Origin of the sequence: Brucepastera parasyntrophica (assembly GCF_022376835.1) — a bacterium.
Taxonomy (GTDB): Bacteria; Spirochaetota; Spirochaetia; order Treponematales; family Treponemataceae; genus Brucepastera; species Brucepastera parasyntrophica.
Genome location: NZ_CP084606.1, coordinates 2420835 through 2442664, shown reverse-complemented (window position 1 = coordinate 2442664; position 21830 = coordinate 2420835). Strand labels below are relative to the sequence as shown.

The 21830-nt window shown below is 47.3% G+C and carries 30 protein-coding genes and 1 pseudogene; 2 read left to right on the top strand and 29 right to left on the bottom strand.

Features of this window, described 5'->3' with window-relative positions:
• Window positions 1-190: 190 nt before the first annotated feature.
• From K7I13_RS11600 to K7I13_RS11530, 16 genes and pseudogenes are all read right to left on the bottom strand, one after another.
• Window positions 191-688: a hypothetical protein gene (locus tag K7I13_RS11600; protein ID WP_255945842.1), complete on the bottom strand. Its 498-nt coding sequence runs from the start codon at window positions 686-688 to the stop codon at window positions 191-193.
• A 65-nt stretch (window positions 689-753) separates the two neighbouring features.
• Window positions 754-1494 (bottom strand): RHS repeat-associated core domain-containing protein, encoded by a 741-nt coding sequence (locus K7I13_RS11595; RefSeq protein WP_500789621.1) that lies wholly within the window; start codon window positions 1492-1494, stop codon window positions 754-756.
• Window positions 1495-1629: 135 nt separating this feature from the next.
• A complete protein-coding gene (locus K7I13_RS11590; RefSeq protein WP_255945840.1) occupies window positions 1630-2202 on the bottom strand; it encodes a hypothetical protein in 573 nt (190 codons plus the stop codon).
• A gap of 594 nt (window positions 2203-2796) precedes the next feature.
• Entirely contained in the window at window positions 2797-3114 is a 318-nt protein-coding gene (locus K7I13_RS11585) for a hypothetical protein (protein WP_255945838.1), read from the bottom strand.
• Complete coding sequence (locus K7I13_RS11580) at window positions 3102-3419, bottom strand: hypothetical protein (RefSeq protein ID WP_255945825.1); 318 nt, start codon at window positions 3417-3419, stop codon at window positions 3102-3104. The genes K7I13_RS11585 and K7I13_RS11580 overlap by 13 nt, the downstream gene beginning before the upstream one ends.
• Window positions 3420-3467: 48 nt before the next feature.
• Window positions 3468-3530: pseudogene (locus K7I13_RS15930) on the bottom strand (hypothetical protein); the annotation flags it as partial.
• Window positions 3531-3647: 117 nt separating this feature from the next.
• Window positions 3648-4262 carry a hypothetical protein gene (locus tag K7I13_RS11575; RefSeq protein ID WP_255945823.1) on the bottom strand — a complete coding sequence of 205 codons (615 nt, stop codon included), beginning with the start codon at window positions 4260-4262 and terminating at the stop codon, window positions 3648-3650.
• A gap of 2 nt (window positions 4263-4264) precedes the next feature.
• On the bottom strand, window positions 4265-4912 hold the full coding sequence (locus tag K7I13_RS11570) for a hypothetical protein (protein ID WP_439647436.1): 648 nt from the start codon (window positions 4910-4912) through the stop codon (window positions 4265-4267).
• 96 nt (window positions 4913-5008) lie between these two features.
• Window positions 5009-5359, bottom strand: coding sequence for a hypothetical protein (locus K7I13_RS11565; RefSeq protein WP_255945821.1), 351 nt, complete (start codon window positions 5357-5359; stop codon window positions 5009-5011).
• The gene (locus K7I13_RS11560; protein ID WP_255945819.1) at window positions 5337-6155 is read right to left on the bottom strand and encodes a hypothetical protein; all 819 of its coding nucleotides are present in this window, start codon (window positions 6153-6155) and stop codon (window positions 5337-5339) included. Before K7I13_RS11560 ends, K7I13_RS11565 begins: the two co-directional genes overlap by 23 nt.
• Window positions 6156-6289: 134 nt before the next feature.
• A complete protein-coding gene (locus K7I13_RS11555) occupies window positions 6290-7156 on the bottom strand; it encodes a KilA-N domain-containing protein (protein ID WP_255945817.1) in 867 nt (288 codons plus the stop codon).
• A gap of 80 nt (window positions 7157-7236) precedes the next feature.
• On the bottom strand, window positions 7237-8226 hold the full coding sequence (locus K7I13_RS11550; protein ID WP_255945815.1) for a tyrosine-type recombinase/integrase: 990 nt from the start codon (window positions 8224-8226) through the stop codon (window positions 7237-7239).
• Window positions 8223-9182 carry a tyrosine-type recombinase/integrase gene (locus K7I13_RS11545; protein WP_255945797.1) on the bottom strand — a complete coding sequence of 320 codons (960 nt, stop codon included), beginning with the start codon at window positions 9180-9182 and terminating at the stop codon, window positions 8223-8225. Before K7I13_RS11545 ends, K7I13_RS11550 begins: the two co-directional genes overlap by 4 nt.
• Window positions 9183-9274: 92 nt before the next feature.
• Complete coding sequence (locus tag K7I13_RS11540) at window positions 9275-11059, bottom strand: MTBMA_p00010-related P-loop-containing protein (RefSeq protein WP_255945813.1); 1785 nt, start codon at window positions 11057-11059, stop codon at window positions 9275-9277.
• A gap of 4 nt (window positions 11060-11063) precedes the next feature.
• Window positions 11064-11846, bottom strand: coding sequence for a ParA family protein (locus tag K7I13_RS11535; protein WP_255945811.1), 783 nt, complete (start codon window positions 11844-11846; stop codon window positions 11064-11066).
• The gene (locus K7I13_RS11530) at window positions 11843-12148 is read right to left on the bottom strand and encodes a hypothetical protein (protein ID WP_255945791.1); all 306 of its coding nucleotides are present in this window, start codon (window positions 12146-12148) and stop codon (window positions 11843-11845) included. The genes K7I13_RS11535 and K7I13_RS11530 overlap by 4 nt, the downstream gene beginning before the upstream one ends.
• A 247-nt stretch (window positions 12149-12395) precedes the next feature.
• Between K7I13_RS11530 and K7I13_RS11525 the strand changes: the two genes are divergently transcribed.
• Window positions 12396-12785 carry a helix-turn-helix domain-containing protein gene (locus tag K7I13_RS11525; protein WP_255945789.1) on the top strand — a complete coding sequence of 130 codons (390 nt, stop codon included), beginning with the start codon at window positions 12396-12398 and terminating at the stop codon, window positions 12783-12785.
• Between the two features lie 42 nt (window positions 12786-12827).
• Complete coding sequence (locus K7I13_RS11520) at window positions 12828-13235, top strand: helix-turn-helix domain-containing protein (protein ID WP_255945787.1); 408 nt, start codon at window positions 12828-12830, stop codon at window positions 13233-13235.
• Here the strand turns inward: K7I13_RS11520 and K7I13_RS11515 are convergent.
• The 13 genes from K7I13_RS11515 to K7I13_RS11455 form a co-directional block, all read right to left on the bottom strand.
• The gene (locus K7I13_RS11515) at window positions 13232-13447 is read right to left on the bottom strand and encodes a hypothetical protein (protein ID WP_255945785.1); all 216 of its coding nucleotides are present in this window, start codon (window positions 13445-13447) and stop codon (window positions 13232-13234) included. The genes K7I13_RS11520 and K7I13_RS11515 overlap by 4 nt on opposite strands.
• 348 nt (window positions 13448-13795) lie before the next feature.
• Window positions 13796-13957, bottom strand: a complete 162-nt coding sequence (locus K7I13_RS11510) for a hypothetical protein (RefSeq protein WP_255945783.1) — start codon at window positions 13955-13957, stop codon at window positions 13796-13798.
• A 641-nt stretch (window positions 13958-14598) separates the two neighbouring features.
• The gene (locus K7I13_RS11505; RefSeq protein ID WP_255945781.1) at window positions 14599-14883 is read right to left on the bottom strand and encodes a hypothetical protein; all 285 of its coding nucleotides are present in this window, start codon (window positions 14881-14883) and stop codon (window positions 14599-14601) included.
• On the bottom strand, window positions 14883-15677 hold the full coding sequence (locus K7I13_RS11500; RefSeq protein ID WP_255945809.1) for a hypothetical protein: 795 nt from the start codon (window positions 15675-15677) through the stop codon (window positions 14883-14885). Before K7I13_RS11500 ends, K7I13_RS11505 begins: the two co-directional genes overlap by 1 nt.
• Window positions 15678-15811: 134 nt before the next feature.
• Entirely contained in the window at window positions 15812-16111 is a 300-nt protein-coding gene (locus K7I13_RS11495; protein WP_255945807.1) for a hypothetical protein, read from the bottom strand.
• A gap of 17 nt (window positions 16112-16128) precedes the next feature.
• On the bottom strand, window positions 16129-16491 hold the full coding sequence (locus K7I13_RS11490; protein ID WP_255945805.1) for a KilA-N domain-containing protein: 363 nt from the start codon (window positions 16489-16491) through the stop codon (window positions 16129-16131).
• Window positions 16458-16676, bottom strand: a complete 219-nt coding sequence (locus K7I13_RS11485) for a KilA-N domain-containing protein (protein WP_255945803.1) — start codon at window positions 16674-16676, stop codon at window positions 16458-16460. Before K7I13_RS11485 ends, K7I13_RS11490 begins: the two co-directional genes overlap by 34 nt.
• Window positions 16677-16756: 80 nt before the next feature.
• Entirely contained in the window at window positions 16757-17053 is a 297-nt protein-coding gene (locus tag K7I13_RS11480) for a tyrosine-type recombinase/integrase (RefSeq protein ID WP_255945801.1), read from the bottom strand.
• On the bottom strand, window positions 17050-17745 hold the full coding sequence (locus tag K7I13_RS11475) for a tyrosine-type recombinase/integrase (RefSeq protein ID WP_255945799.1): 696 nt from the start codon (window positions 17743-17745) through the stop codon (window positions 17050-17052). Before K7I13_RS11475 ends, K7I13_RS11480 begins: the two co-directional genes overlap by 4 nt.
• The gene (locus K7I13_RS11470; protein WP_255945797.1) at window positions 17742-18701 is read right to left on the bottom strand and encodes a tyrosine-type recombinase/integrase; all 960 of its coding nucleotides are present in this window, start codon (window positions 18699-18701) and stop codon (window positions 17742-17744) included. Before K7I13_RS11470 ends, K7I13_RS11475 begins: the two co-directional genes overlap by 4 nt.
• A 37-nt stretch (window positions 18702-18738) precedes the next feature.
• Window positions 18739-20577: an MTBMA_p00010-related P-loop-containing protein gene (locus K7I13_RS11465; RefSeq protein ID WP_255945795.1), complete on the bottom strand. Its 1839-nt coding sequence runs from the start codon at window positions 20575-20577 to the stop codon at window positions 18739-18741.
• Window positions 20578-20592: 15 nt separating this feature from the next.
• Window positions 20593-21363 carry a ParA family protein gene (locus K7I13_RS11460; protein WP_255945793.1) on the bottom strand — a complete coding sequence of 257 codons (771 nt, stop codon included), beginning with the start codon at window positions 21361-21363 and terminating at the stop codon, window positions 20593-20595.
• Window positions 21360-21665: a hypothetical protein gene (locus tag K7I13_RS11455; protein ID WP_255945791.1), complete on the bottom strand. Its 306-nt coding sequence runs from the start codon at window positions 21663-21665 to the stop codon at window positions 21360-21362. Before K7I13_RS11455 ends, K7I13_RS11460 begins: the two co-directional genes overlap by 4 nt.
• Window positions 21666-21830 lie beyond the last annotated feature (165 nt).

Below are 21830 nucleotides of genomic sequence, written 5' to 3'. Positions count from 1 at the left end.
AGTATACTTATACGATATAGCGTCGTATAAACTTAAACTACATGCCTTTGTAGTACACTCTTTATCTTGCGTTTCGAAAGGTACAATGCTTTTCATCGCTTTCTCATAAATTCCAGCCTTTAAAACAAAAAAAGCTGTATCGGAAGATTTCTTCTCAGATACAGCTTTTTCTACCAGTTTACTCTGCCTTTTAGTTTGTTTCTTTTACTTCGTCGTCTTGTTTTTCTTCTTGCTTTTTGTATGTTAGCTCATCGGGTTTATCTATAAAACTTGATATTCTAATTCGTGTATTAACCACAATACTTGAAATGAAATTTACTAATTGCGTTCCTGCCAATATGTATATTACATCCCGGTAATAGATATTACCCTCAAACCAAATTTTAAATAAGCAAATAACTAAAGACCCAAAAAACGCTGGAACGTATGGAAGTACTTGTAAATAAAATCTTACTTTTTTCAGTGCTTTTTCATCTTTGACATGTTTAACTAATGAAAATGTTCTAACATAAGAAAAAAATATTTCTATAATTATTACAATTCCAATATAAACACCTATAAAATTTATTAAAAATGAAAAGATTCCTTCTCCCCATATAAAAAATAGAAAAATACAGGCAGCCGATGAAAAAGCAAACACAGGTATTTTCTTTGACAATAAACAAGCATACATATTTGAGCTTTTCATTTAATTGCCTTCCTTTCTCTTGTAGTCATTAAGACCTTTTCCTACATCAAACATAGGATCTATAACTACCGATTTAAAAATTGGTATAAAAGCACTTTGTGTTTCTTTTTTGCGAAAGCATTTGATAATAAATTTATTCCATCTGCAAGCATTATACTAGCATAGGTATAACCTGCTAACATTGAATATCCAACAGAAGGATCTAAAGTGCCTTGCATTTTTATTGCAGCAGCTTCTTGAGCAATACCCCAGGCAGTAATTCCTACATATGTAGCTAATCCACCAAGTATCTCTCCACCGCCCAACAATCCTTGCAAGAGAAAATTTGGCTCCTTTTCTGGTGTAGTTATTTCTTGTGAATCAATCGTATTATCAACCGGCAGAGATTCAGAAATTTCATTCTTTTTCCCTACGACATCACCAATTTGAAGCTTTGTCGGGTCACCTTCATATCCGGACTTTTCCTGCCAATCAGCACCGTACAAATCCCATAGTGTGTCCCCTTCTACCGCTGTAAATGTCCCATCGCCGTTATCAGTCCACATCCCGGTAGGATCTGTATACCTCAGCGGATTATTCCTGCAGTACTCATACCAGTTCGTCCCGTCCCGGGCAGGGTCTTCCGTTATGAACTTCCCTAAACTACTGTCATACCACCTCGCGTTAAAGTAATACAACCCGGTCGCTTCGTCAAGTTCCTTCCCAGTGTAGCTCGCCACAAACATCATGCTCCCGCCGGTACTCAAGACCCCGCCAAACGCCTCATAATTCGCCTCCCGCATTATCACGCCGGACGCGTCCGTTATAACCTCGCTCGTGCCAGCATGGTCAGTGTGGTGATAGTATATCAGTGTTACTTTGTAGTTAGTCGCCTGTTCGTCTTTGCATCCGGCTATCTAACTCCACATCTTCTTAATAATATTTTCAATGCCAATTGCTATTCACTCTCCATATTTTGCATAAAAAGCTTTTGCAAATTTCCGAAAGCGTTCAGAGGCAGGGTCTGAATATGATTTCTCATCTTTTACTTTTGATTCAACATAGTCAATTGCTTCTTTTTTCCTACCCAGCAATTGTAACGCCACTGGTAGCCTGTATGCTGCCTGCTCTGGTATTACATACCGGGCGGTCGGTAAAAGATTAACCAGCTTTTGCATGCTCTTGTTTTTTCTAAAGAAAGGGAAACCCAACTTTATTAATGCCGTTTCAAGTTCTTTGACACCGCGTTCAATCTCATTATCTGAATCAAAATAGACCACATAATATTTTCCATAATCCCCTACATAACCGACATTTCCGGCTATTGTGGCAGTTATAAGCCCCTCTTCCTTTTCATTTAGTAAATCGTATACCGTTTCGTCCACATCCATGAACCGGAGTCTGACTACCATATTGATTTCCAGACCTCCGTGTTTAGTAGCCAGATTCAATCCAACTAAAGCAAATACTCTTTCTTCCTCTTGCTTTTTATAAATACCAGCCTTTACTTTTTCAAAACCATGACCGTCTAACATACTACCAATTGCTGCAAGGGTCTTTTTTTATCCAGATTTGCCATATTAATATATCGTTTATTTTTCTTTTAAAGGGGAGATATACATTTCTACTTTTTTCTTAAAAGAATTAATATCTATTTTTTTTAGATCCAATATTTCTATTATTGTATTATAGTTACTTCGCGTAAAGTTTATTCGCCAATCTCCCTCATTTGTGGCTAGAATGAATACTGGATGTCGTCGTATAGAAACATCAGAAATCTGTAACTCAAATAATGGCAGCTTTCTCACTTTATAAAAATATATCACATCTACAGTCTTATTAGTTACATTTAGTATTATATCTGCAGTCTGTATATCTAATATTACTATGGTTATGCAAAAAATAACCATAGTAAAAAAAAATAAATCAGGTCACTTTTTGCTAAAAAAGAAATTATTACTAATATAATAACAAAAATTGCCATTACTGCCATAATAAATATCGATTTTGATACTGAAACTTTGTTCATATATTACCTCTATTACCTCATTACATAAACAGATTGAAATACAATAATTCTTGTTTTTTCAACAAGTTATAGAATAACCTTTTTTATAAAACTTGTTATTTTATTCCTCTAGCGATTGATTTTCCAACGACCATATTCCAGTAATACCAAATCGCCCGTGCGCTTCAGCACCGCCAACACCAGCTCCTATGGAAAAAGCTCCACCAACTATATCTAAGTCAGTATTGAATATCACATCGCCGCCAACAGATAGCCCAACATCAAGAGAAACACCTCCTTCAATAAATGGCCCTTGAGCATCTTCAACACTTTTATATGCTCCAAAAGTAAAAACAGCAGATCCAGATAACCAGCCACCTCCGCCAGCGGAAGTTTCAGCATAGACACCTCTATCTTCAATATTTGCTAAAACAGCCATTTGACCCAAAAAAGCGTTGAAGGATGCGCAAATAAAGGTAATGAGGCAAAAAACAATAAATCGTTTTTTGGATTAATATAAATACCTACACCAGCAGCCCCTGAAACCATACCAACGGTACCACTTAATGCGCCGCCCAGTGTATAGATTCTGCTTGCTCCATCATTCACAAATAAACCCTTCACTCTAGTAAAAAAACCAGCTTTTTGTGGTTCTACAAGAACTTGTTGCTGTCGTCCTGCAAATGCTGACGCATCACCAAAAGTATCATTATCAATACCGAAATGATCTGCTATTTCGCCCAATAATCCGCTTGGGTCCACAAACCGCAGCGGATTATTCCTGCAGTACTCATACCAGTTCGTCCCGTCTCTGGCAGGGTCTTCAGTTATGAACTTCCCCCGTGTAGCTTGCACTGAATACCATGCTTCCGCCGCTGTTCAGCACCTCCCTGAAACCTCTTAACTGTACTACCACATTCTTTCAGGGTTCGGAGCCGTCCATCTTCCTGATACCAATACCTAAACTAGCAATTATTCACTTGAAGCATAAAATATTCCGGAATACTGGCTTTCATACCGGCTGCTCAAAAGTTTTTTTCGAACAGAATTTCCAGAACCTTCACTCTTCAATATTTTTAACGCATCACTATCAATAAGTGTAAATAAATAATATGTTCGTTTCTCTCCCTGAATAGCCTCCGGGACAGGTCGCCTGAGTTTATCCTCTATCATGTTTATAATTACCGCATAGTTTTGACCATATGGTCCGACCCAATAAGTTTCATCCTTAAATTCTTCCATATAAAGTTTACAGTCTGTTAATTCCAACTCTGAAAATTCATATTTTCCAAGCTCACTACTTTCACTGAACATCGGATCATATCCAGATACTTGTTCGCCTATCACATTGACCACCATTTCATCATCAGGAACAATTTGACTGACTTCAAGAATGCCTATACCTGTACCGGTTACATAATCATGCAAGCTATACTCTCCCGGTTTTATTGCAGAATATGATAATACCGGCTGAGTATTATTTCGGTATAAAAAGTTCCCCACACGAATACCGAAAAAACCAAGAATACCGATAGGGAGACTGATAAAAAAATAAAACAGCCAGTACAGTTTTCTTGAAACCTTCAATATTATTCCTCCTCCATAAATATTTTCTGATAATCTATTGGTTTGACCTTTGAAATTTCACTGGGCCGCCATTTGTCATCATCATAGGGCTCAACTTTTCCTCTGGTTGAGGCTGCCGGAGTGTAGTATTCTACAGTCCTTTCTATGGACTTTACATATTTTTCATCATATACACGGTTTTCATCAAGTTCTGATTTTAACAGATTCTTTTGTTCGTCAAGAAATTCTTTATATGATTGACCTTTTTTGTTGATCTTACTTCCATCATATTTATTGTCATCTAACTGTTCTAACTCATTATTAATCCGTGTAATTTCTGTTTCAGCACCATTAACAAAAGCCTTTCGCGAGTAATCATCAACTAAACTTGACTCTACCTCATTTCTTGGGGAAATGGAGTATAAGAAGCCCAGCATACTTGGAATACCGGGTATTATACTCATAACATTCATTATATTATCCCATGCCGTTATTTCTTCACCCTTTATTGAAAAGTTACTTTTCTGGTATAGAGAACGGGGTGCTTCATAAGTTTCTCCCAGGGGTTTTGTGTAAGAAAACAAAGCAACAGCAGGCCCATTCGCAAATTTCCATACCTTTTTGGCTGTATTAATTAAAGCGGTGAAAGCCGATAAACCATCCAGATCCACAAACCTCAGCGGGTTATTCCTGCAGTACTCATACCAGTTCGTTCCGTCTCTGGCAGGGTCTTCAGTTATGAACTTCCCGAGACTACTGTCATACCATTAATTCTTAAAACGTTTATTATAATCGCTCCTCTCATCATTTACTTTTTTTGCAAAAGGGAACCCATATGCCAAGATAAAAAATATTATTCCGCTTCCACTTAATAACCACAAGACAAGTGTTGAAATCGTCAATATAAGATTTGAATACCATATTATCCCTGTTGTTTCAACATAAACTAGATCATAAGTTAATAAATAATAGATTCCATCCTCCTTATAGCCTTCAATAGCTACGCCATTTATTTCTTTTGTTTGTATTCGCAAGCCAATTGTCAGAATAATAGTAACAAAAATATTATTCCATAAACCTTTGCAAAAAACCGTTTCATTGTTGAGACTCCGCTTCATTTGGTATTACTTGTAGGAAAAGTCCAAAGCCAACACCTTTTGCAGCTTTTATAGTGTTTTTTAATCCGAAGCTTGCCCCTGCACCTATTCCACCAATATATACATTTCCACCGATCTTTATTGTATTGCTAAAAATCCTTAAATTTATAGATCCAGAAAAATCAATTAACGATACGACAGCTTCAATACCTAAAGAATTTTCTTTCATACCGATAAAAGCATCCGCGGCTGCACCTTTTATCTCGCCTTCTAATTCCACCTTAAAATTCTTTTTTACTGACTCGAATATTGGCTTTGTGGTTCCAGAAATCTTTGCTCCACCTGCCTCTGCATTCACATTCAATTCACCTTGATCAAGACGTAAATCAGCTTCTGCTTTTAAATATAACCCTTTCCCACCATTCCCCTCGCTAGCAGATTCATCGACAAGAACATGTTCTCCAGAATTAAGTGCATCATTAGCTTGGGTTCCAATGATTGCCTCTCTTGCCTTATTATTTCCTGCCATAAAAGCCTCGAACATTTCACCCAAATTTTTAAAATATGGGACGGCTTTTGTTTCAGGTTCTTCATCATTCAACCCTGTCGGATCCACAAACCTTAACGGGTTCTCCCCAGGACTCAATTGCAAAAATAAAAGCCCTCGCTCCCTCCGGAACTCATTGTAAAACAACTGTGTCTTTCCGTGTGTTAGCGTGTTTTTCCATGCAGCATTTTTTTCCCCTGGGGTTTTCCGGGTCTTTATGAGTCTGAGTGGGACACCTCTTTTTTGTACTACTGCAAACGCTTCTGTCATCTCTTTTGTTCTGTACCTTTTTTCCGGGTTTTTCAGGGATTTACCGGGGGTTATCGGGATTCGCTTTCATCCTTCCTCATCTGCCAACGGCTGTAAAAAAGTATATCATGCTTTATCATCACAAACAAGAAATCTCAACGGATTTTTTTCTGTACATCTGCGGAAGTGAGCCGCTTGATCTGCCGGTTCCCTATCAGCGATTTCAACTGCGTTATGGCCGTTTTATTCAGTAACACAAGCCGCTCTCCCTGACTCATTTCCTGCCGGATCAGCAAGGCGTTGATACTTTCCAGATTACTCAACACCACTAACTGTTCAAGACTTGCATCATCACGGATGTTTCCCTTTGCCTTGGGATGTTCCTTTCTCCATTGCCCGGCTGTTTTCCCGAATAATGACACATTCAGTAAATCCGCCTCGGAGGCATAGGTCATGCTGGCCTGGGCTTTTGTTACCGTCGGGGGAATGATGTGTTCCTTAATCGCATCTGTGTGGATGTGGTAATTTATCTTTGCCAGTGTCCGCTGGAGATTCCATTCTACTGAAATCTGTTTTTCCTCTTCTGCTTTCAATCGCTGAAATTCTGTAATTAAATACAGTTTGAACTGCGGACTCAGCCAGGTTCCGAACTCAAACGCTATATCACTGTGGGCGAAGGTTCCGCCTTCGTACCGGCCGGGTTTTGCTGTTATTCCTATGGCGTTTGTGGCTGCTATCCATTGTTTCGTCGACAAGACAAATCCATTGCTCCCGCTTTCATTTCTAATGTTACGGAATTCCGTTACATTAAAATCCGGGTTATGCAGTTGTTCCCATAATCCCATGAACTCGACGGTGTACCGACTGCTAAGCCAATGGGAAATAACAAGGCCGGTGGCTTCGGCATTTTTATACCTGGCCATATCAGTCAGGGAAATATAGTCTTCGTTTTTTGTTGAAAATACTGTTATCTCACTTCCCTGTACCGTCATTACCGCTTTTTGCTGTTTTTCTTTTGCCATACCCATTTTCCTTATAGATTTTAACCCCAGTGAATTCAATGAGGTTTCCTGTTTCCTCTAAATTCACAGTATCATAAATACTATGTGCCGCCAAGCAATGCCTGGAACCTCCTCAAATACTCCTCGTCCACGGCCTCAAACAGTTCATGCTCCCTCGGGTGGTACTTCCGGTATATCTTCGCCAGTCCGTCTATCTGCAGGTGGGTGTACCTCACCGTCGTCTCTATGCTCTTGTGTCCCAGCAATTCCTGCACATGCCGCACACTCGCCCCGTTCTCAAGTAAGTGCGTGGCCGTACTGTGCCGTATCGAGTGCGTCGAGATTTCCGCCCTGTCCATTTCAAACTTCCGTAACAGGAGACGGAACCTCTCGCTCACAGTCCCAGTGCGCAGGCTACCCCCGGTCTTCGGCCCCCGGCTTCCTCCGGGAAATACCCACCCGTCTTCCCCCTTCGGCCTCCTGCCCAGATACAGCTCCAGAAACGCCGCCGAAAGACGCGACACCGGTACCAGCCGCTCACGCTCTCCCTTACCCCTCACAATAATTTCCCGCCGGTCAAGATTAATATCACTCAACTTCAGGCCCACAGCCTCCGCTACCCGCAGTCCCGACGAGTATATCAGCTCAAACAGTGTCCGGTCTCTCAAGCCCAGCTCCGCCGTGGTGTCAAGGCTTTCAAGGAACCTCGTTATTTCATCGCGTGTCAGCGGCCGCCGTATCATTCCGCTCCGCCGGGGTATATCCAGCTCAAGGCCCTGCGCAGGGTTCTCTTTAATAAGTCCCGAGCGGTACATCACGGAAAAAAGACGGCAGGCATTATAGAACCGGTCATGAATGGTATTGACGCTCAACAGCTCCCCGCTCCGCTTTGACACAAGCGTACACAGGTGTTCATGGTACCGTATCAGTTCAGCCTTCCCCGCCTCCCTCATGTCCCGGCCATCAAGAAACCGTAAGAACATGTCCTGGTCGGCTCGTATCATCCGCCTCGTGTGTTCCTTCAGCCTCAGCCCGATGAGTTCCTCTTCCATCAGCCTCATCACCAGAAATACCGCCGCCTCACTGGTCATCCGTGCATCCTCCTCGGGTGAAAGGTATCAAGACTTTCCCTCAGTTCATCCTTATCAACTCGTGTGTACACTTCAGTGGTCGCAAGCCGCTCATGACCCAGTATGGCCTGGATGTGCCTCATGTCACACCCGTTCCGTAATAGGTGCGTCCCCAGCGAATGGCGGAACCCGTGGCTCGTGATGACCGGCAGGTCAAGGCTCCGGCATACCGCTTCCACCTCCTCATTCACCACAGCCATCAGCCTCCCGTGCCACGCCCCGAACAGCGTGTGGCTGTTCGGCCGGTCATAGGAACCGAACACAAAAGCGCGGCCTTCTTCAAGGTACAGCCGCAATACATCACTGGCATAGGAAGTCAGAAACGCAACGCGCGCTTTTTGCCCTTTCCCCTCAGGCACATATATCAGCCGCTGGCGCACATCAACATTATCAGGTATGAGGCTTGCCGCCTCGGCTATCCGTAAGCCTGAAGCGTACAGCACTTCCGCTATCACATGCACTCGGTACCGCCTCACCCGCCGCTTTTCGTCTCCGGCCTCATCAAAGGCGGTAAGCTTTTCAAGCAATACTCCCATCTGCGCTTCAGTGAGTACATTCCGGCTCAAGGGTTCGCCCACGCGCGGGTTTTTCACTTCGTCAAACGGATTTGTTTTCCGCATCTCTTTGAGTACCATCCACCGGAACACACTGCGTGCCGCCTTCAGCCGGTTGCATACCGTCCCTGAACTCACCGGGTTGCCGTCTTTTTTTGTCCGGGAACTTTCGGCATACCGGAACGACAGCGCGTCCTGTATCGTCGCTTCTTCAAGGATGATGTCCTCTCTCTCAAACCATTTGAGAACGAGACGTACATTTTTTTCAAGCGTCCCATAGCCCTGTCCCGTTACTCTCAGGGAGGCAAAAGCCATAAAGGATTCATACACTCGCGCATACGGTTCACTCAATATAAAACTCATTTTTTTCTCCCCCCTTTCTCCCTCAGGAATTCCCTGCTCAGTTTGGTAATTCATTCATGTACAAGGAGTTAAACCTTCTAAACTGCGCATACTCAGTTTTGCGCAGTTGGTGCAGTTTTCTTTTTTTTCATCAGTTCCCGCATCTCATCAGGCGTCGGTATCATCGACAGGTCTGCCCCTTTCAGGCTTTCATCACTGGCCAGACGGTAAAACCCCTTGCTCCGCTCCCGCCCGCCCCGGCTTACGATCAGGTATTCATACTCAACCAGCTGTCTGATCCCCATCCGCACCGCCGTCTGGCTCAACCCCGTGTACTCCCGTATCTGTCGCTGGGTCATTACCACCTGCGTCACTTCAAGCTCCTGCTTCTCCGCCGCCTTTTGCGCATATTCCCGTATTTCTTCATACAACAGCTGCGCTCCCGCCGGCAGTTCCCGTATCGTGTCCGCAAGTATCGCGGACACCATTATCCGGTATGCTATCCGGTAGTCTTCAAGGTCACATCTGATGTATCTCACCTCTCCGTCATGCACTTCTTTTTTCTGGTACTGCCTCAGGAAACACACGCAGGCTATCAGGTCAAGGAACCGGTCATGGTCCCGCCTCATCCGCATCAGACTTGTCGGGAAGTCAAGCAGCGGCGCGAACTCATTCACGATGTGCTTCTTTTCAAGGAGACGCTGGGCCGCGCGGTGCTGACGTATAATCCGGTTCCGCTTCTCGTTGCCGCTACGAAGCCGCTCAAGTGAATACTTTTCCCGCTGGCTCCTCTGTATCCGCTCCGTCTGTTCACGGCTTTCATCTGTGTGTATCACAAAACACCGAGACGCGTTCTCAGGGTTCACCGCGTGGTTTGTCCCGCTCATCACGCTTGAGACTATCACCGGCGTCCTCACTACCCGGCTCGCCATTTTCCCCGTCTCTTCATCCTTCACCGTTACCAGCCGGGAGAGTTCCTTCCCGCTTAACATCTCCCGTATCTGGTATTCTATCACTTCCCCGTGAACGGCCTCCCCAAGCACCAGAAACTTGTGGGTCAGGTTGTCAATGTAGTTCAACGCCTGGTCTGAAAGACTCGTCACCGCAACCACTTCTTCAGGAGGCATCAGACGCTTCACCGTATCAACCAGAAAACTTTTCCCGCTCGCCGACTGGCTCAAGATCATCACACTGATCGGGTCATCAAGCTTCCGGCTGGACGCGCAGATGTACATGAGCTGTTTATTGAGTTCCTCGCCAACATATCCCAATTCCGTCAGGTCGTCCGCTATCCGGTCAAACAGGTTCGCGTCTTCAAGGAGTTCAAGCGCAAGCCGCCGATCCGCTTCACTGACCGCGCTCTGTTCCGCTTCTGGTTTCCTCACCAGAGCCGCGTCCCTCTCCGCTTCCAGTTTTTCAAGGATCAGTATCAAGTCCTGTTCCACACGCGCCGGCACCGCGCCCCAGGTACGGTACACCCCTTGCGCAAAGTTCACCCGGCCTCGAGCGGCGTACAAATCTATCGAATCATAATAACTGACTCCGCCGGTACCCGCGTGGCGGCTGTTCGCAGCCCGGATGTTTACCCTGAGGCTCGTTACAAAAAGAGGTTTTACCCCGCCAATGCGGTAACTGATATCCCCGCTTCTGAACACATGAAACAGTCCGTCCCGGCTGAACGATACTTCCCGCGCCTCAATCCCTTCCGGAGCAACCGCTCCGGCCGGTACTTCTTCAGGTGTGACAGTCGCGGCCTGAGTCTCTTCAGAAATGGCCGCCGGTTCCACAGGCGGCAAGGTGTCCATGACCGGAGTGTTTTCTCTCTCCGCTTCTTCACTGATCTGGTCTATCAGGTCGCCTTTCAGACTGAACTCTTCCAGTAGTTTTTTCTTTGCCATACGCTTACAGCCGCTCTAGCAGTTCCGCCGCCAACGCCTCATACTGCGCCGCGCCCCGCATCGCCCCCCGGAACGCGGCCCGGTCACTGCGGTCGGCATATATGATTGACCTTCCTGAAACTTGTACTTCCTCTATCCGGATGTTCTGGTTCACTATCGTTTGAAACACTAACTCCCCGTATTCTTCCTTCACCTTCCCTATCACTTCAGAGGCAAGGCCGCTCCGCCCGTCGTGTATCACAAAGGCCATCCCGAGGACTCGCAACTTTTCATTCAGCCGCTTCTGCACCTTCTCGATGCTTTCCATCGTCTGCACGAGGCCCTTCAGCGAAAAGTATTTACTCGACAGTGGGATGAATACCCCGTCACTCGCGCACAGCGCATTGAGGGTCAGGATGTTCATACTGGGCGCCGTATCTATGAAACAGTAGTCGTACTGGCCCCTCACCACCGCAAGCCGTTCCTTCAGTATCAGGTGGCCGCCGGTCTCGCCGTCCAGGTATTTCATCACGCCCGAAAGTCCGCCGCGCGTTCCCAGGTAGCACACTCCTTCTCCGTCCCAGACTGGAAGGGCTGCTCCAAACAGAATATCTTCTTCCCCGGCAAGGACGGCGTCAACCGTGAGATGCTTCCGCAGTATTCCCATCGTGCTTGAGGTGTTTCCCTGTTCGTCCAGGTCTACCACCAGCACACGCTTCCCCTTTGCCGCAAAAGAAGCCGCAAGGTTCTGACAGCTCGTACTTTTCCCGTTCCCGCCTTTCTTCTGGCATATCGTGATTATTTTCATGCATCGCCTCCAGCGGCGCGGCTTCCGGTGTCCCGGTTCCGCCGCCTCTCCCGGTCATAGCTTTTCTTTGCCTCGTGCATGAATCGGTTCACCTGGTTGTACGCGCTTCTGAACGCGTGCAGGTTTACCACAGCGCTCCGGTTGAGAAAATTGTTCTGGTGTTGAATTATGTCCGCACAGGACACCGTGAAGGTACACCCAAGACTTTCTGACAGCGTGATGCACTGCACCTCTTCTATTCTGCCGCCCTGGGTGATTAAATACGCCGCTTCGTACAGGTCGCTTACTTCCGCATACTCCATCGCTTCTCCTTGTGTAAGGAGCCGATCGTTATACGCTCTGGGCTTTCTGCCCGCTTTATGGTATAGTTTTCTACACGCATGACGAGGACTCCTCGTTTTGTTGTTCAGCCGCCGTCCTCCTTCTTGTCGTCAAACTTCTAGGAGGACGGCGGTTTTTATGCCCTTTGACAAACCCTGTCAAGAGCTTATACTGCATATATTAGAACGTATCTTGTACTATGTCAATATCTCATTATATACTTTTCTTGTGAAATCTGACGAACTTTCTACCTTTGCTCAAAACCTTTCCCGCATCAGAAAGCAAAGAGGTCTTTCCCAGGCTGACCTTGCCGACCTTGCCGGTCTGACCCGAAGAACCATTAATCATTATGAAAATCATGTCTCCCAGCCGCCCATTGAAAAAGTTGAAGCTATCGCTCAGGCCTTAGGGGTAAAAACGTCCGACCTGCTAGATAAAAATTCAAAACAGGCCCGCGTTCAGCCAGCCGTTGATTTATCTGATATTGATCCCAGAAGTGTAAAAAAGCTCAAAGACATTCTGTCCCTTCCGCCAAATGACCGTAATGTACTGTACCGTATGCTCAATGAATTATTGCGTAAAAATCAGCTCGAAAAGAAAAACAAGCAGTCTGAATAACTCCGCAGGTTCTTTTTACAACCATCATTACATGATACCTAAATGCGTCCTTCAAACGACTCCTTTTATCTCCGCCCCTATACTGTTCTCATGACGGAAAAAAACTTTCATACCTCTTCCGCTGAAATTGGTTCCCGTATCGCCTTTTTCAGAAAACAGAAAGGCCTCACCCAGGCCGAATTGGCTGACAGGGTTGGCATATCCCGACTGCTCCTCTCTGATTATGAACGGGGCAAAGTCAGAATTTATGCGGATGTCCTTTTTGCCTTGCTTGCCGCTCTCGGCGTGCCGGTGAATAAGTTTCTTTCTTCTCCGGAACCTTCCGCGCCGTCCTATACTCCCAGTATCAAACTGGTAAAACGGCTCCAGCGCATTGAAAAGCTGTCTCCTTCAAAGCAAAAGGCATTGTTGCAGATTATTGACGGGTTTCTCAAAGGAGAAGGCTTTTAATTCGTTTTTTCTTCCAGCCTCTTATATATTTCATCCAGTTCGCCGCTGACATTTTCAAGCAGGCTGTTTATCCCCTCAGTTAATTCATATTTCAGGTGTTCCGTTTCTTCGGGTACGGCACCTTCATTCATTGAGGTTATTATCCATGAGGTCAATACACAACTTGACCGTATTTTCAGTATCTGCTCTTTTAACTCACTGTCTTCCGGCATATCGCGCTCCCTTCGGGTACTATTTCAAAACCATGTCAATACCCTATTAACGGTTATTATTATGCGTTTATTAGACGATATATGTCAAGCCGGTTACTGTCTCTCCAGTCCCCGGAGCGCAGGGCGGGCGGAGCCGGACGAAGGTTGTCCCCCCTATTGAGCCCCCAGCTTAAAACCGCTACCGCAACAGGGAAAGAGGGGTAAGCCGGGGTCTGGGGGCGGCTAGGGGGGAAAACCGTAGTGTACCCTGCACTCCGGGGACGTTTGCCGGTTCCGCATACGTAGGACTATCCCATTCCATGCGGTTTCCGCTTTGCCCCTGCCGGGGGCGACTTTGAAGCTGAAGCTTCAAAGTTTAACTTTCAAAAAGCAGCCTTTTTCTTTCTTTACCTCATAACCATTTAACCCGTTTTTCTCATTATTTTGGCTACCGTATTTGTAAATGGCGCCTTTTTTCTCTTTACTCCATAACGAATTACCACCAAAAGGCGCACTTCCTTTATCTTGCATTCGACAAAAATCCTGTAATACAAAAAATTTCCTGTATTACAAATTAATCCTTACTCCTCAAGGAATTACGTCCGCTTGTATTACATCTCTTTATCTTGTATTCCTGACGTTTTCGTGTCAGACAAAATAAATCCTGTCGGACAAATAATTCCTTCCCGCGCAAAGAATTACATCATGTTGTCTGACAACCCTTTATCTTGTATTCTCACTTCTCGGTAAGACACTTTTCCCTTCTTCCCTTTAAGCCGTGAGGATGCATCCTCACGGCCGCCACCGGCAGGGCCAAACGCCAGGCCACCGTCTCCAGGATGATGTACAGCCAGACATATTATTCTAAAAGCACGGGAAAAAGTGCATATATCGTAGGATTTTCTTCATTTTTACATGTGTGCCACGCTCTAATTCCTTACACCATAAGGAATTAAGCACTAACCGTGTGCCACACGAAATGCCTCTGTGGCACAAAAAAGTCCTTATATTACAAGGAATTACGGCACTTTGTGGCACACCCTTTATCTTGCGCCTCAAAACATACGAATTTCAGTACGCTGGCCTTACTTCTACCCATTAAAACAAAAAAGCTGTATCCGGGAAAAACCCTCCCAGATACAGCTGTCTTTCGTTTCCAGTTTCAAATTACGTTATCGTCTCTTTAGTAACAAATCTATCTGTATATAAACTACAACAACTAGCAGGATAAAAAATATTATTACAAAGAAAATAAAATTCCCATCTGTATAATCTTTTTTCTTCAGGTATGGCCAAATCAGAAAATAGCCTAATATAAATAATATAGGAACACCTATCACTGTCATTCCTGCTATTCCAAATTTCTGTTCGACAGACTCTAGAAAAGGTTTCAAAGAAAAATAAATCTTTTCTGCCCATTTTGACTTTGAAAATGGTTCCGGTATGATGCTTGCCATTACTCCTGCTCCTCATCAGAAAATAAGTTTTGGAAAAATCCTGTTACTACACCAGCTATTTTTGATACAACAGGAGACCATTGTGTAAAGGCTTTCCCCGTATTTGTTTTTACAAACCAGCCTTTCCCCGGATTCAAAACTCTATGGAAACGCTTGGAACCTTCGTTGAAGGAGGGAGATACTGCGAAACTTATAACATCAACACCAACTGATACTGCACTCGATACGGTTCTATCAAACCCCTCTCCTTCGATTGCATCAGCAATAGCATTTAAAACGAGTCCGGTGATATCAGCACCGGTTGCGATTTTGCCCGCTAGTACTGCGGCCGGGAAGTTTTTTGCCTGGGCAAACCCGAAAGCAGTTATTATTGCTGTATCTCCAACAGCTTGCGTAATATCAGCTCCATCTCTCAGTAGATTAACAGCGGTACCTTTAGCAATCTCTCCAGCGAAATTCTGTGCGGCTGCATCACCTTGTGACGCAGCGTTGAACAGATTTGAAAGTTTTACAAAGGGGTCAAATTGACTTACAACAGTAAAGATATCATCAAACGAAAGTACCGGTACATCCGACAACCCGGTAGGATCTAGGTACCTTAACGGGTTCTCCCCAGGACTCAATTGCAAAAATAAAAGCCCTCGCTCCCTCCGGAACTCATTGTAAAACAACTGTGTCTTTCCGTGTGTTAGCGTGTTTTTCCATGCAGCATTTTTTTCCCCTGGGGTTTTCCGGGTCTTTATGAGTCTGAGTGGGACACCTCTTTTTTGTACTACTGCAAACGCTTCTGTCATCTCTTTTGTTCTGTACCTTTTTTCCGGGTTTTTCAGGGATTTACCGGGGGTTATCGGGATTCGCTTTCATCCTTCCTCATCTGCCAACGGCTGTAAAAAAGTATATCATGCTTTATCATCACAAACAAGAAATCTCAACGGATTTTTTTCTGTACATCTGCGGAAGTGAGCCGCTTGATCTGCCGGTTCCCTATCAGCGATTTCAACTGCGTTATGGCCGTTTTATTCAGTAACACAAGCCGCTCTCCCTGACTCATTTCCTGCCGGATCAGCAAGGCGTTGATACTTTCCAGATTACTCAACACCACTAACTGTTCAAGACTTGCATCATCACGGATGTTTCCCTTTGCCTTGGGATGTTCCTTTCTCCATTGCCCGGCTGTTTTCCCGAATAATGACACATTCAGTAAATCCGCCTCGGAGGCATAGGTCATGCTGGCCTGGGCTTTTGTTACCGTCGGGGAATGATGTGTTCCTTAATCGCATCTGTGTGGATGTGGTAATTTATCTTTGCCAGTGTCCGCTGGAGATTCCATTCTACTGAAATCTGTTTTTCCTCTTCTGCTTTCAATCGCTGAAATTCTGTAATTAAATACAGTTTGAACTGCGGACTCAGCCAGGTTCCGAACTCAAACGCTATATCACTGTGGGCGAAGGTTCCGCCTTCGTACCGGCCGGGTTTTGCTGTTATTCCTATGGCGTTTGTGGCTGCTATCCATTGTTTCGTCGACAAGACAAATCCATTGCTCCCGCTTTCATTTCTAATGTTACGGAATTCCGTTACATTAAAATCCGGGTTATGCAGTTGTTCCATAATCCCATGAACTCGACGGTGTACCGACTGCTAAGCCAATGGGAAATAACAAGGCCGGTGGCTTCGGCATTTTTATACCTGGCCATATCAGTCAGGGAAATATAGTCTTCGTTTTTTGTTGAAAATACTGTTATCTCACTTCCCTGTACCGTCATTACCGCTTTTTGCTGTTTTTCTTTTGCCATACCCATTTTCCTTATAGATTTTAACCCCAGTGAATTCAATGAGGTTTCCTGTTTCCTCTAAATTCACAGTATCATAAATACTATGTGCCGCCAAGCAATGCCTGGAACCTCCTCAAATACTCCTCGTCCACGGCCTCAAACAGTTCATGCTCCCTCGGGTGGTACTTCCGGTATATCTTCGCCAGTCCGTCTATCTGCAGGTGGGTGTACCTCACCGTCGTCTCTATGCTCTTGTGTCCCAGCAATTCCTGCACATGCCGCACACTCGCCCCGTTCTCAAGTAAGTGCGTGGCCGTACTGTGCCGTATCGAGTGCGTCGAGATTTCCGCCCTGTCCATTTCAAACTTCCGTAACAGGAGACGGAACCTCTCGCTCACAGTCCCAGTGCGCAGGCTACCCCCGGTCTTCGGCCCCGGCTTCCTCCGGGAAATACCCACCCGTCTTCCCCCTTCGGCCTCCTGCCCAGATACAGCTCCAGAAACGCCGCCGAAAGACGCGACACCGGTACCAGCCGCTCACGCTCTCCCTTACCCCTCACAATAATTTCCCGCCGGTCAAGATTAATATCACTCAACTTCAGGCCCACAGCCTCCGCTACCCGCAGTCCCGACGAGTATATCAGCTCAAACAGTGTCCGGTCTCTCAAGCCCAGCTCCGCCGTGGTGTCAAGGCTTTCAAGGAACCTCGTTATTTCATCGCGTGTCAGCGGCCGCCGTATCATTCCGCTCCGCCGGGGTATATCCAGCTCAAGGCCCTGCGCAGGGTTCTCTTTAATAAGTCCCGAGCGGTACATCACGGAAAAAAGACGGCAGGCATTATAGAACCGGTCATGAATGGTATTGACGCTCAACAGCTCCCCGCTCCGCTTTGACACAAGCGTACACAGGTGTTCATGGTACCGTATCAGTTCAGCCTTCCCCGCCTCCCTCATGTCCCGGCCATCAAGAAACCGTAAGAACATGTCCTGGTCGGCTCGTATCATCCGCCTCGTGTGTTCCTTCAGCCTCAGCCCGATGAGTTCCTCTTCCATCAGCCTCATCACCAGAAATACCGCCGCCTCACTGGTCATCCGTGCATCCTCCTCGGGTGAAAGGTATCAAGACTTTCCCTCAGTTCATCCTTATCAACTCGTGTGTACACTTCAGTGGTCGCAAGCCGCTCATGACCCAGTATGGCCTGGATGTGCCTCATGTCACACCCGTTCCGTAATAGGTGCGTCCCCAGCGAATGGCGGAACCCGTGGCTCGTGATGACCGGCAGGTCAAGGCTCCGGCATACCGCTTCCACCTCCTCATTCACCACAGCCATCAGCCTCCCGTGCCACGCCCCGAACAGCGTGTGGCTGTTCGGCCGGTCATAGGAACCGAACACAAAAGCGCGGCCTTCTTCAAGGTACAGCCGCAATACATCACTGGCATAGGAAGTCAGAAACGCAACGCGCGCTTTTTGCCCTTTCCCCTCAGGCACATATATCAGCCGCTGGCGCACATCAACATTATCAGGTATGAGGCTTGCCGCCTCGGCTATCCGTAAGCCTGAAGCGTACAGCACTTCCGCTATCACATGCACTCGGTACCGCCTCACCCGCCGCTTTTCGTCTCCGGCCTCATCAAAGGCGGTAAGCTTTTCAAGCAATACTCCCATCTGCGCTTCAGTGAGTACATTCCGGCTCAAGGGTTCGCCCACGCGCGGGTTTTTCACTTCGTCAAACGGATTTGTTTTCCGCATCTCTTTGAGTACCATCCACCGGAACACACTGCGTGCCGCCTTCAGCCGGTTGCATACCGTCCCTGAACTCACCGGGTTGCCGTCTTTTTTTGTCCGGGAACTTTCGGCATACCGGAACGACAGCGCGTCCTGTATCGTCGCTTCTTCAAGGATGATGTCCTCTCTCTCAAACCATTTGAGAACGAGACGTACATTTTTTTCAAGCGTCCCATAGCCCTGTCCCGTTACTCTCAGGGAGGCAAAAGCCATAAAGGATTCATACACTCGCGCATACGGTTCACTCAATATAAAACTCATTTTTTTTCTCCCCCTTTCTCCCTCAGGAATTCCCTGCTCAGTTTGGTAATTCATTCATGTACAAGGAGTTAAACCTTCTAAACTGCGCATACTCAGTTTTGCGCAGTTGGTGCAGTTTTCTTTTTTTCATCAGTTCCCGCATCTCATCAGGCGTCGGTATCATCGACAGGTCTGCCCCTTTCAGGCTTTCATCACTGGCCAGACGGTAAAACCCCTTGCTCCGCTCCCGCCCGCCCCGGCTTACGATCAGGTATTCATACTCAACCAGCTGTCTGATCCCCATCCGCACCGCCGTCTGGCTCAACCCCGTGTACTCCCGTATCTGTCGCTGGGTCATTACCACCTGCGTCACTTCAAGCTCCTGCTTCTCCGCCGCCTTTTGCGCATATTCCCGTATTTCTTCATACAACAGCTGCGCTCCCGCCGGCAGTTCCCGTATCGTGTCCGCAAGTATCGCGGACACCATTATCCGGTATGCTATCCGGTAGTCTTCAAGGTCACATCTGATGTATCTCACCTCTCCGTCATGCACTTCTTTTTTCTGGTACTGCCTCAGGAAACACACGCAGGCTATCAGGTCAAGGAACCGGTCATGGTCCCGCCTCATCCGCATCAGACTTGTCGGGAAGTCAAGCAGCGGCGCGAACTCATTCACGATGTGCTTCTTTTCAAGGAGACGCTGGGCCGCGCGGTGCTGACGTATAATCCGGTTCCGCTTCTCGTTGCCGCTACGAAGCCGCTCAAGTGAATACTTTTCCCGCTGGCTCCTCTGTATCCGCTCCGTCTGTTCACGGCTTTCATCTGTGTGTATCACAAAACACCGAGACGCGTTCTCAGGGTTCACCGCGTGGTTTGTCCCGCTCATCACGCTTGAGACTATCACCGGCGTCCTCACTACCCGGCTCGCCATTTTCCCCGTCTCTTCATCCTTCACCGTTACCAGCCGGGAGAGTTCCTTCCCGCTTAACATCTCCCGTATCTGGTATTCTATCACTTCCCCGTGAACGGCCTCCCCAAGCACCAGAAACTTGTGGGTCAGGTTGTCAATGTAGTTCAACGCCTGGTCTGAAAGACTCGTCACCGCAACCACTTCTTCAGGAGGCATCAGACGCTTCACCGTATCAACCAGAAAACTTTTCCCGCTCGCCGACTGGCTCAAGATCATCACACTGATCGGGTCATCAAGCTTCCGGCTGGACGCGCAGATGTACATGAGCTGTTTATTGAGTTCCTCGCCAACATATCCCAATTCCGTCAGGTCGTCCGCTATCCGGTCAAACAGGTTCGCGTCTTCAAGGAGTTCAAGCGCAAGCCGCCGATCCGCTTCACTGACCGCGCTCTGTTCCGCTTCTGGTTTCCTCACCAGAGCCGCGTCCCTCTCCGCTTCCAGTTTTTCAAGGATCAGTATCAAGTCCTGTTCCACACGCGCCGGCACCGCGCCCCAGGTACGGTACACCCCTTGCGCAAAGTTCACCCGGCCTCGAGCGGCGTACAAATCTATCGAATCATAATAACTGACTCCGCCGGTACCCGCGTGGCGGCTGTTCGCAGCCCGGATGTTTACCCTGAGGCTCGTTACAAAAAGAGGTTTTACCCCGCCAATGCGGTAACTGATATCCCCGCTTCTGAACACATGAAACAGTCCGTCCCGGCTGAACGATACTTCCCGCGCCTCAATCCCTTCCGGAGCAACCGCTCCGGCCGGTACTTCTTCAGGTGTGACAGTCGCGGCCTGAGTCTCTTCAGAAATGGCCGCCGGTTCCACAGGCGGCAAGGTGTCCATGACCGGAGTGTTTTCTCTCTCCGCTTCTTCACTGATCTGGTCTATCAGGTCGCCTTTCAGACTGAACTCTTCCAGTAGTTTTTTCTTTGCCATACGCTTACAGCCGCTCTAGCAGTTCCGCCGCCAACGCCTCATACTGCGCCGCGCCCCGCATCGCCCCCGGAACGCGGCCCGGTCACTGCGGTCGGCATATATGATTGACCTTCCTGAAACTTGTACTTCCTCTATCCGGATGTTCTGGTTCACTATCGTTTGAAACACTAACTCCCCGTATTCTTCCTTCACCTTCCCTATCACTTCAGAGGCAAGGCCGCTCCGCCCGTCGTGTATCACAAAGGCCATCCCGAGGACTCGCAACTTTTCATTCAGCCGCTTCTGCACCTTCTCGATGCTTTCCATCGTCTGCACGAGGCCCTTCAGCGAAAAGTATTTACTCGACAGTGGGATGAATACCCCGTCACTCGCGCACAGCGCATTGAGGGTCAGGATGTTCATACTGGGCGCCGTATCTATGAAACAGTAGTCGTACTGGCCCCTCACCACCGCAAGCCGTTCCTTCAGTATCAGGTGGCCGCCGGTCTCGCCGTCCAGGTATTTCATCACGCCCGAAAGTCCGCCGCGCGTTCCCAGGTAGCACACTCCTTCTCCGTCCCAGACTGGAAGGGCTGCTCCAAACAGAATATCTTCTTCCCCGGCAAGGACGGCGTCAACCGTGAGATGCTTCCGCAGTATTCCCATCGTGCTTGAGGTGTTTCCCTGTTCGTCCAGGTCTACCACCAGCACACGCTTCCCCTTTGCCGCAAAAGAAGCCGCAAGGTTCTGACAGCTCGTACTTTTCCCGTTCCCGCCTTTCTTCTGGCATATCGTGATTATTTTCATGCATCGCCTCCAGCGGCGCGGCTTCCGGTGTCCCGGTTCCGCCGCCTCTCCCGGTCATAGCTTTTCTTTGCCTCGTGCATGAATCGGTTCACCTGGTTGTACGCGCTTCTGAACGCGTGCAGGTTTACCACAGCGCTCCGGTTGAGAAAATTGTTCTGGTGTTGAATTATGTCCGCACAGGACACCGTGAAGGTACACCCAAGACTTTCTGACAGCGTGATGCACTGCACCTCTTCTATTCTGCCGCCCTGGGTGATTAAATACGCCGCTTCGTACAGGTCGCTTACTTCCGCATACTCCATCGCTTCTCCTTGTGTAAGGAGCCGATCGTTATACGCTCTGGGCTTTCTGCCCGCTTTATGGTATAGTTTTCTACACGCATGACGAGGACTCCTCGTTTTGTTGTTCAGCCGCCGTCCTCCTTCTTGTCGTCAAACTTCTAGGAGGACGGCGGTTTTTATGCCCTT

Coding starts and splice junctions, on each gene's coding strand:
- K7I13_RS11505 (WP_255945781.1), bottom strand. CDS start 14,883: ATGGCAAGCATCATACCGGAACCATTTTCAAAGTCAAAATGGGCAGAA.
- K7I13_RS11565 (WP_255945821.1), bottom strand. CDS start 5,359: ATGAAGCGGAGTCTCAACAATGAAACGGTTTTTTGCAAAGGTTTATGG.
- K7I13_RS11600 (WP_255945842.1), bottom strand. CDS start 688: ATGAAAAGCTCAAATATGTATGCTTGTTTATTGTCAAAGAAAATACCT.
- K7I13_RS11510 (WP_255945783.1), bottom strand. CDS start 13,957: ATGCAAGATAAAGGAAGTGCGCCTTTTGGTGGTAATTCGTTATGGAGT.
- K7I13_RS11550 (WP_255945815.1), bottom strand. CDS start 8,226: ATGACCAGTGAGGCGGCGGTATTTCTGGTGATGAGGCTGATGGAAGAG.
- K7I13_RS11515 (WP_255945785.1), bottom strand. CDS start 13,447: ATGCCGGAAGACAGTGAGTTAAAAGAGCAGATACTGAAAATACGGTCA.
- K7I13_RS11490 (WP_255945805.1), bottom strand. CDS start 16,491: ATGGAACAACTGCATAACCCGGATTTTAATGTAACGGAATTCCGTAAC.
- K7I13_RS11540 (WP_255945813.1), bottom strand. CDS start 11,059: ATGGCAAAGAAAAAACTACTGGAAGAGTTCAGTCTGAAAGGCGACCTG.
- K7I13_RS11520 (WP_255945787.1), top strand. CDS start 12,828: ATGCGTCCTTCAAACGACTCCTTTTATCTCCGCCCCTATACTGTTCTC.
- K7I13_RS11470 (WP_255945797.1), bottom strand. CDS start 18,701: ATGAGTTTTATATTGAGTGAACCGTATGCGCGAGTGTATGAATCCTTT.
- K7I13_RS11530 (WP_255945791.1), bottom strand. CDS start 12,148: ATGGAGTATGCGGAAGTAAGCGACCTGTACGAAGCGGCGTATTTAATC.
- K7I13_RS11590 (WP_255945840.1), bottom strand. CDS start 2,202: ATGTTAGACGGTCATGGTTTTGAAAAAGTAAAGGCTGGTATTTATAAA.
- K7I13_RS11485 (WP_255945803.1), bottom strand. CDS start 16,676: ATGGCAAAAGAAAAACAGCAAAAAGCGGTAATGACGGTACAGGGAAGT.
- K7I13_RS11475 (WP_255945799.1), bottom strand. CDS start 17,745: ATGACCAGTGAGGCGGCGGTATTTCTGGTGATGAGGCTGATGGAAGAG.
- K7I13_RS11535 (WP_255945811.1), bottom strand. CDS start 11,846: ATGAAAATAATCACGATATGCCAGAAGAAAGGCGGGAACGGGAAAAGT.
- K7I13_RS11555 (WP_255945817.1), bottom strand. CDS start 7,156: ATGGCAAAAGAAAAACAGCAAAAAGCGGTAATGACGGTACAGGGAAGT.
- K7I13_RS11455 (WP_255945791.1), bottom strand. CDS start 21,665: ATGGAGTATGCGGAAGTAAGCGACCTGTACGAAGCGGCGTATTTAATC.
- K7I13_RS11500 (WP_255945809.1), bottom strand. CDS start 15,677: ATGACAGAAGCGTTTGCAGTAGTACAAAAAAGAGGTGTCCCACTCAGA.
- K7I13_RS11560 (WP_255945819.1), bottom strand. CDS start 6,155: ATGACAGAAGCGTTTGCAGTAGTACAAAAAAGAGGTGTCCCACTCAGA.
- K7I13_RS11465 (WP_255945795.1), bottom strand. CDS start 20,577: ATGGCAAAGAAAAAACTACTGGAAGAGTTCAGTCTGAAAGGCGACCTG.
- K7I13_RS11460 (WP_255945793.1), bottom strand. CDS start 21,363: ATGAAAATAATCACGATATGCCAGAAGAAAGGCGGGAACGGGAAAAGT.
- K7I13_RS11585 (WP_255945838.1), bottom strand. CDS start 3,114: ATGGCTGTTTTAGCAAATATTGAAGATAGAGGTGTCTATGCTGAAACT.
- K7I13_RS11545 (WP_255945797.1), bottom strand. CDS start 9,182: ATGAGTTTTATATTGAGTGAACCGTATGCGCGAGTGTATGAATCCTTT.
- K7I13_RS11495 (WP_255945807.1), bottom strand. CDS start 16,111: ATGACCTATGCCTCCGAGGCGGATTTACTGAATGTGTCATTATTCGGG.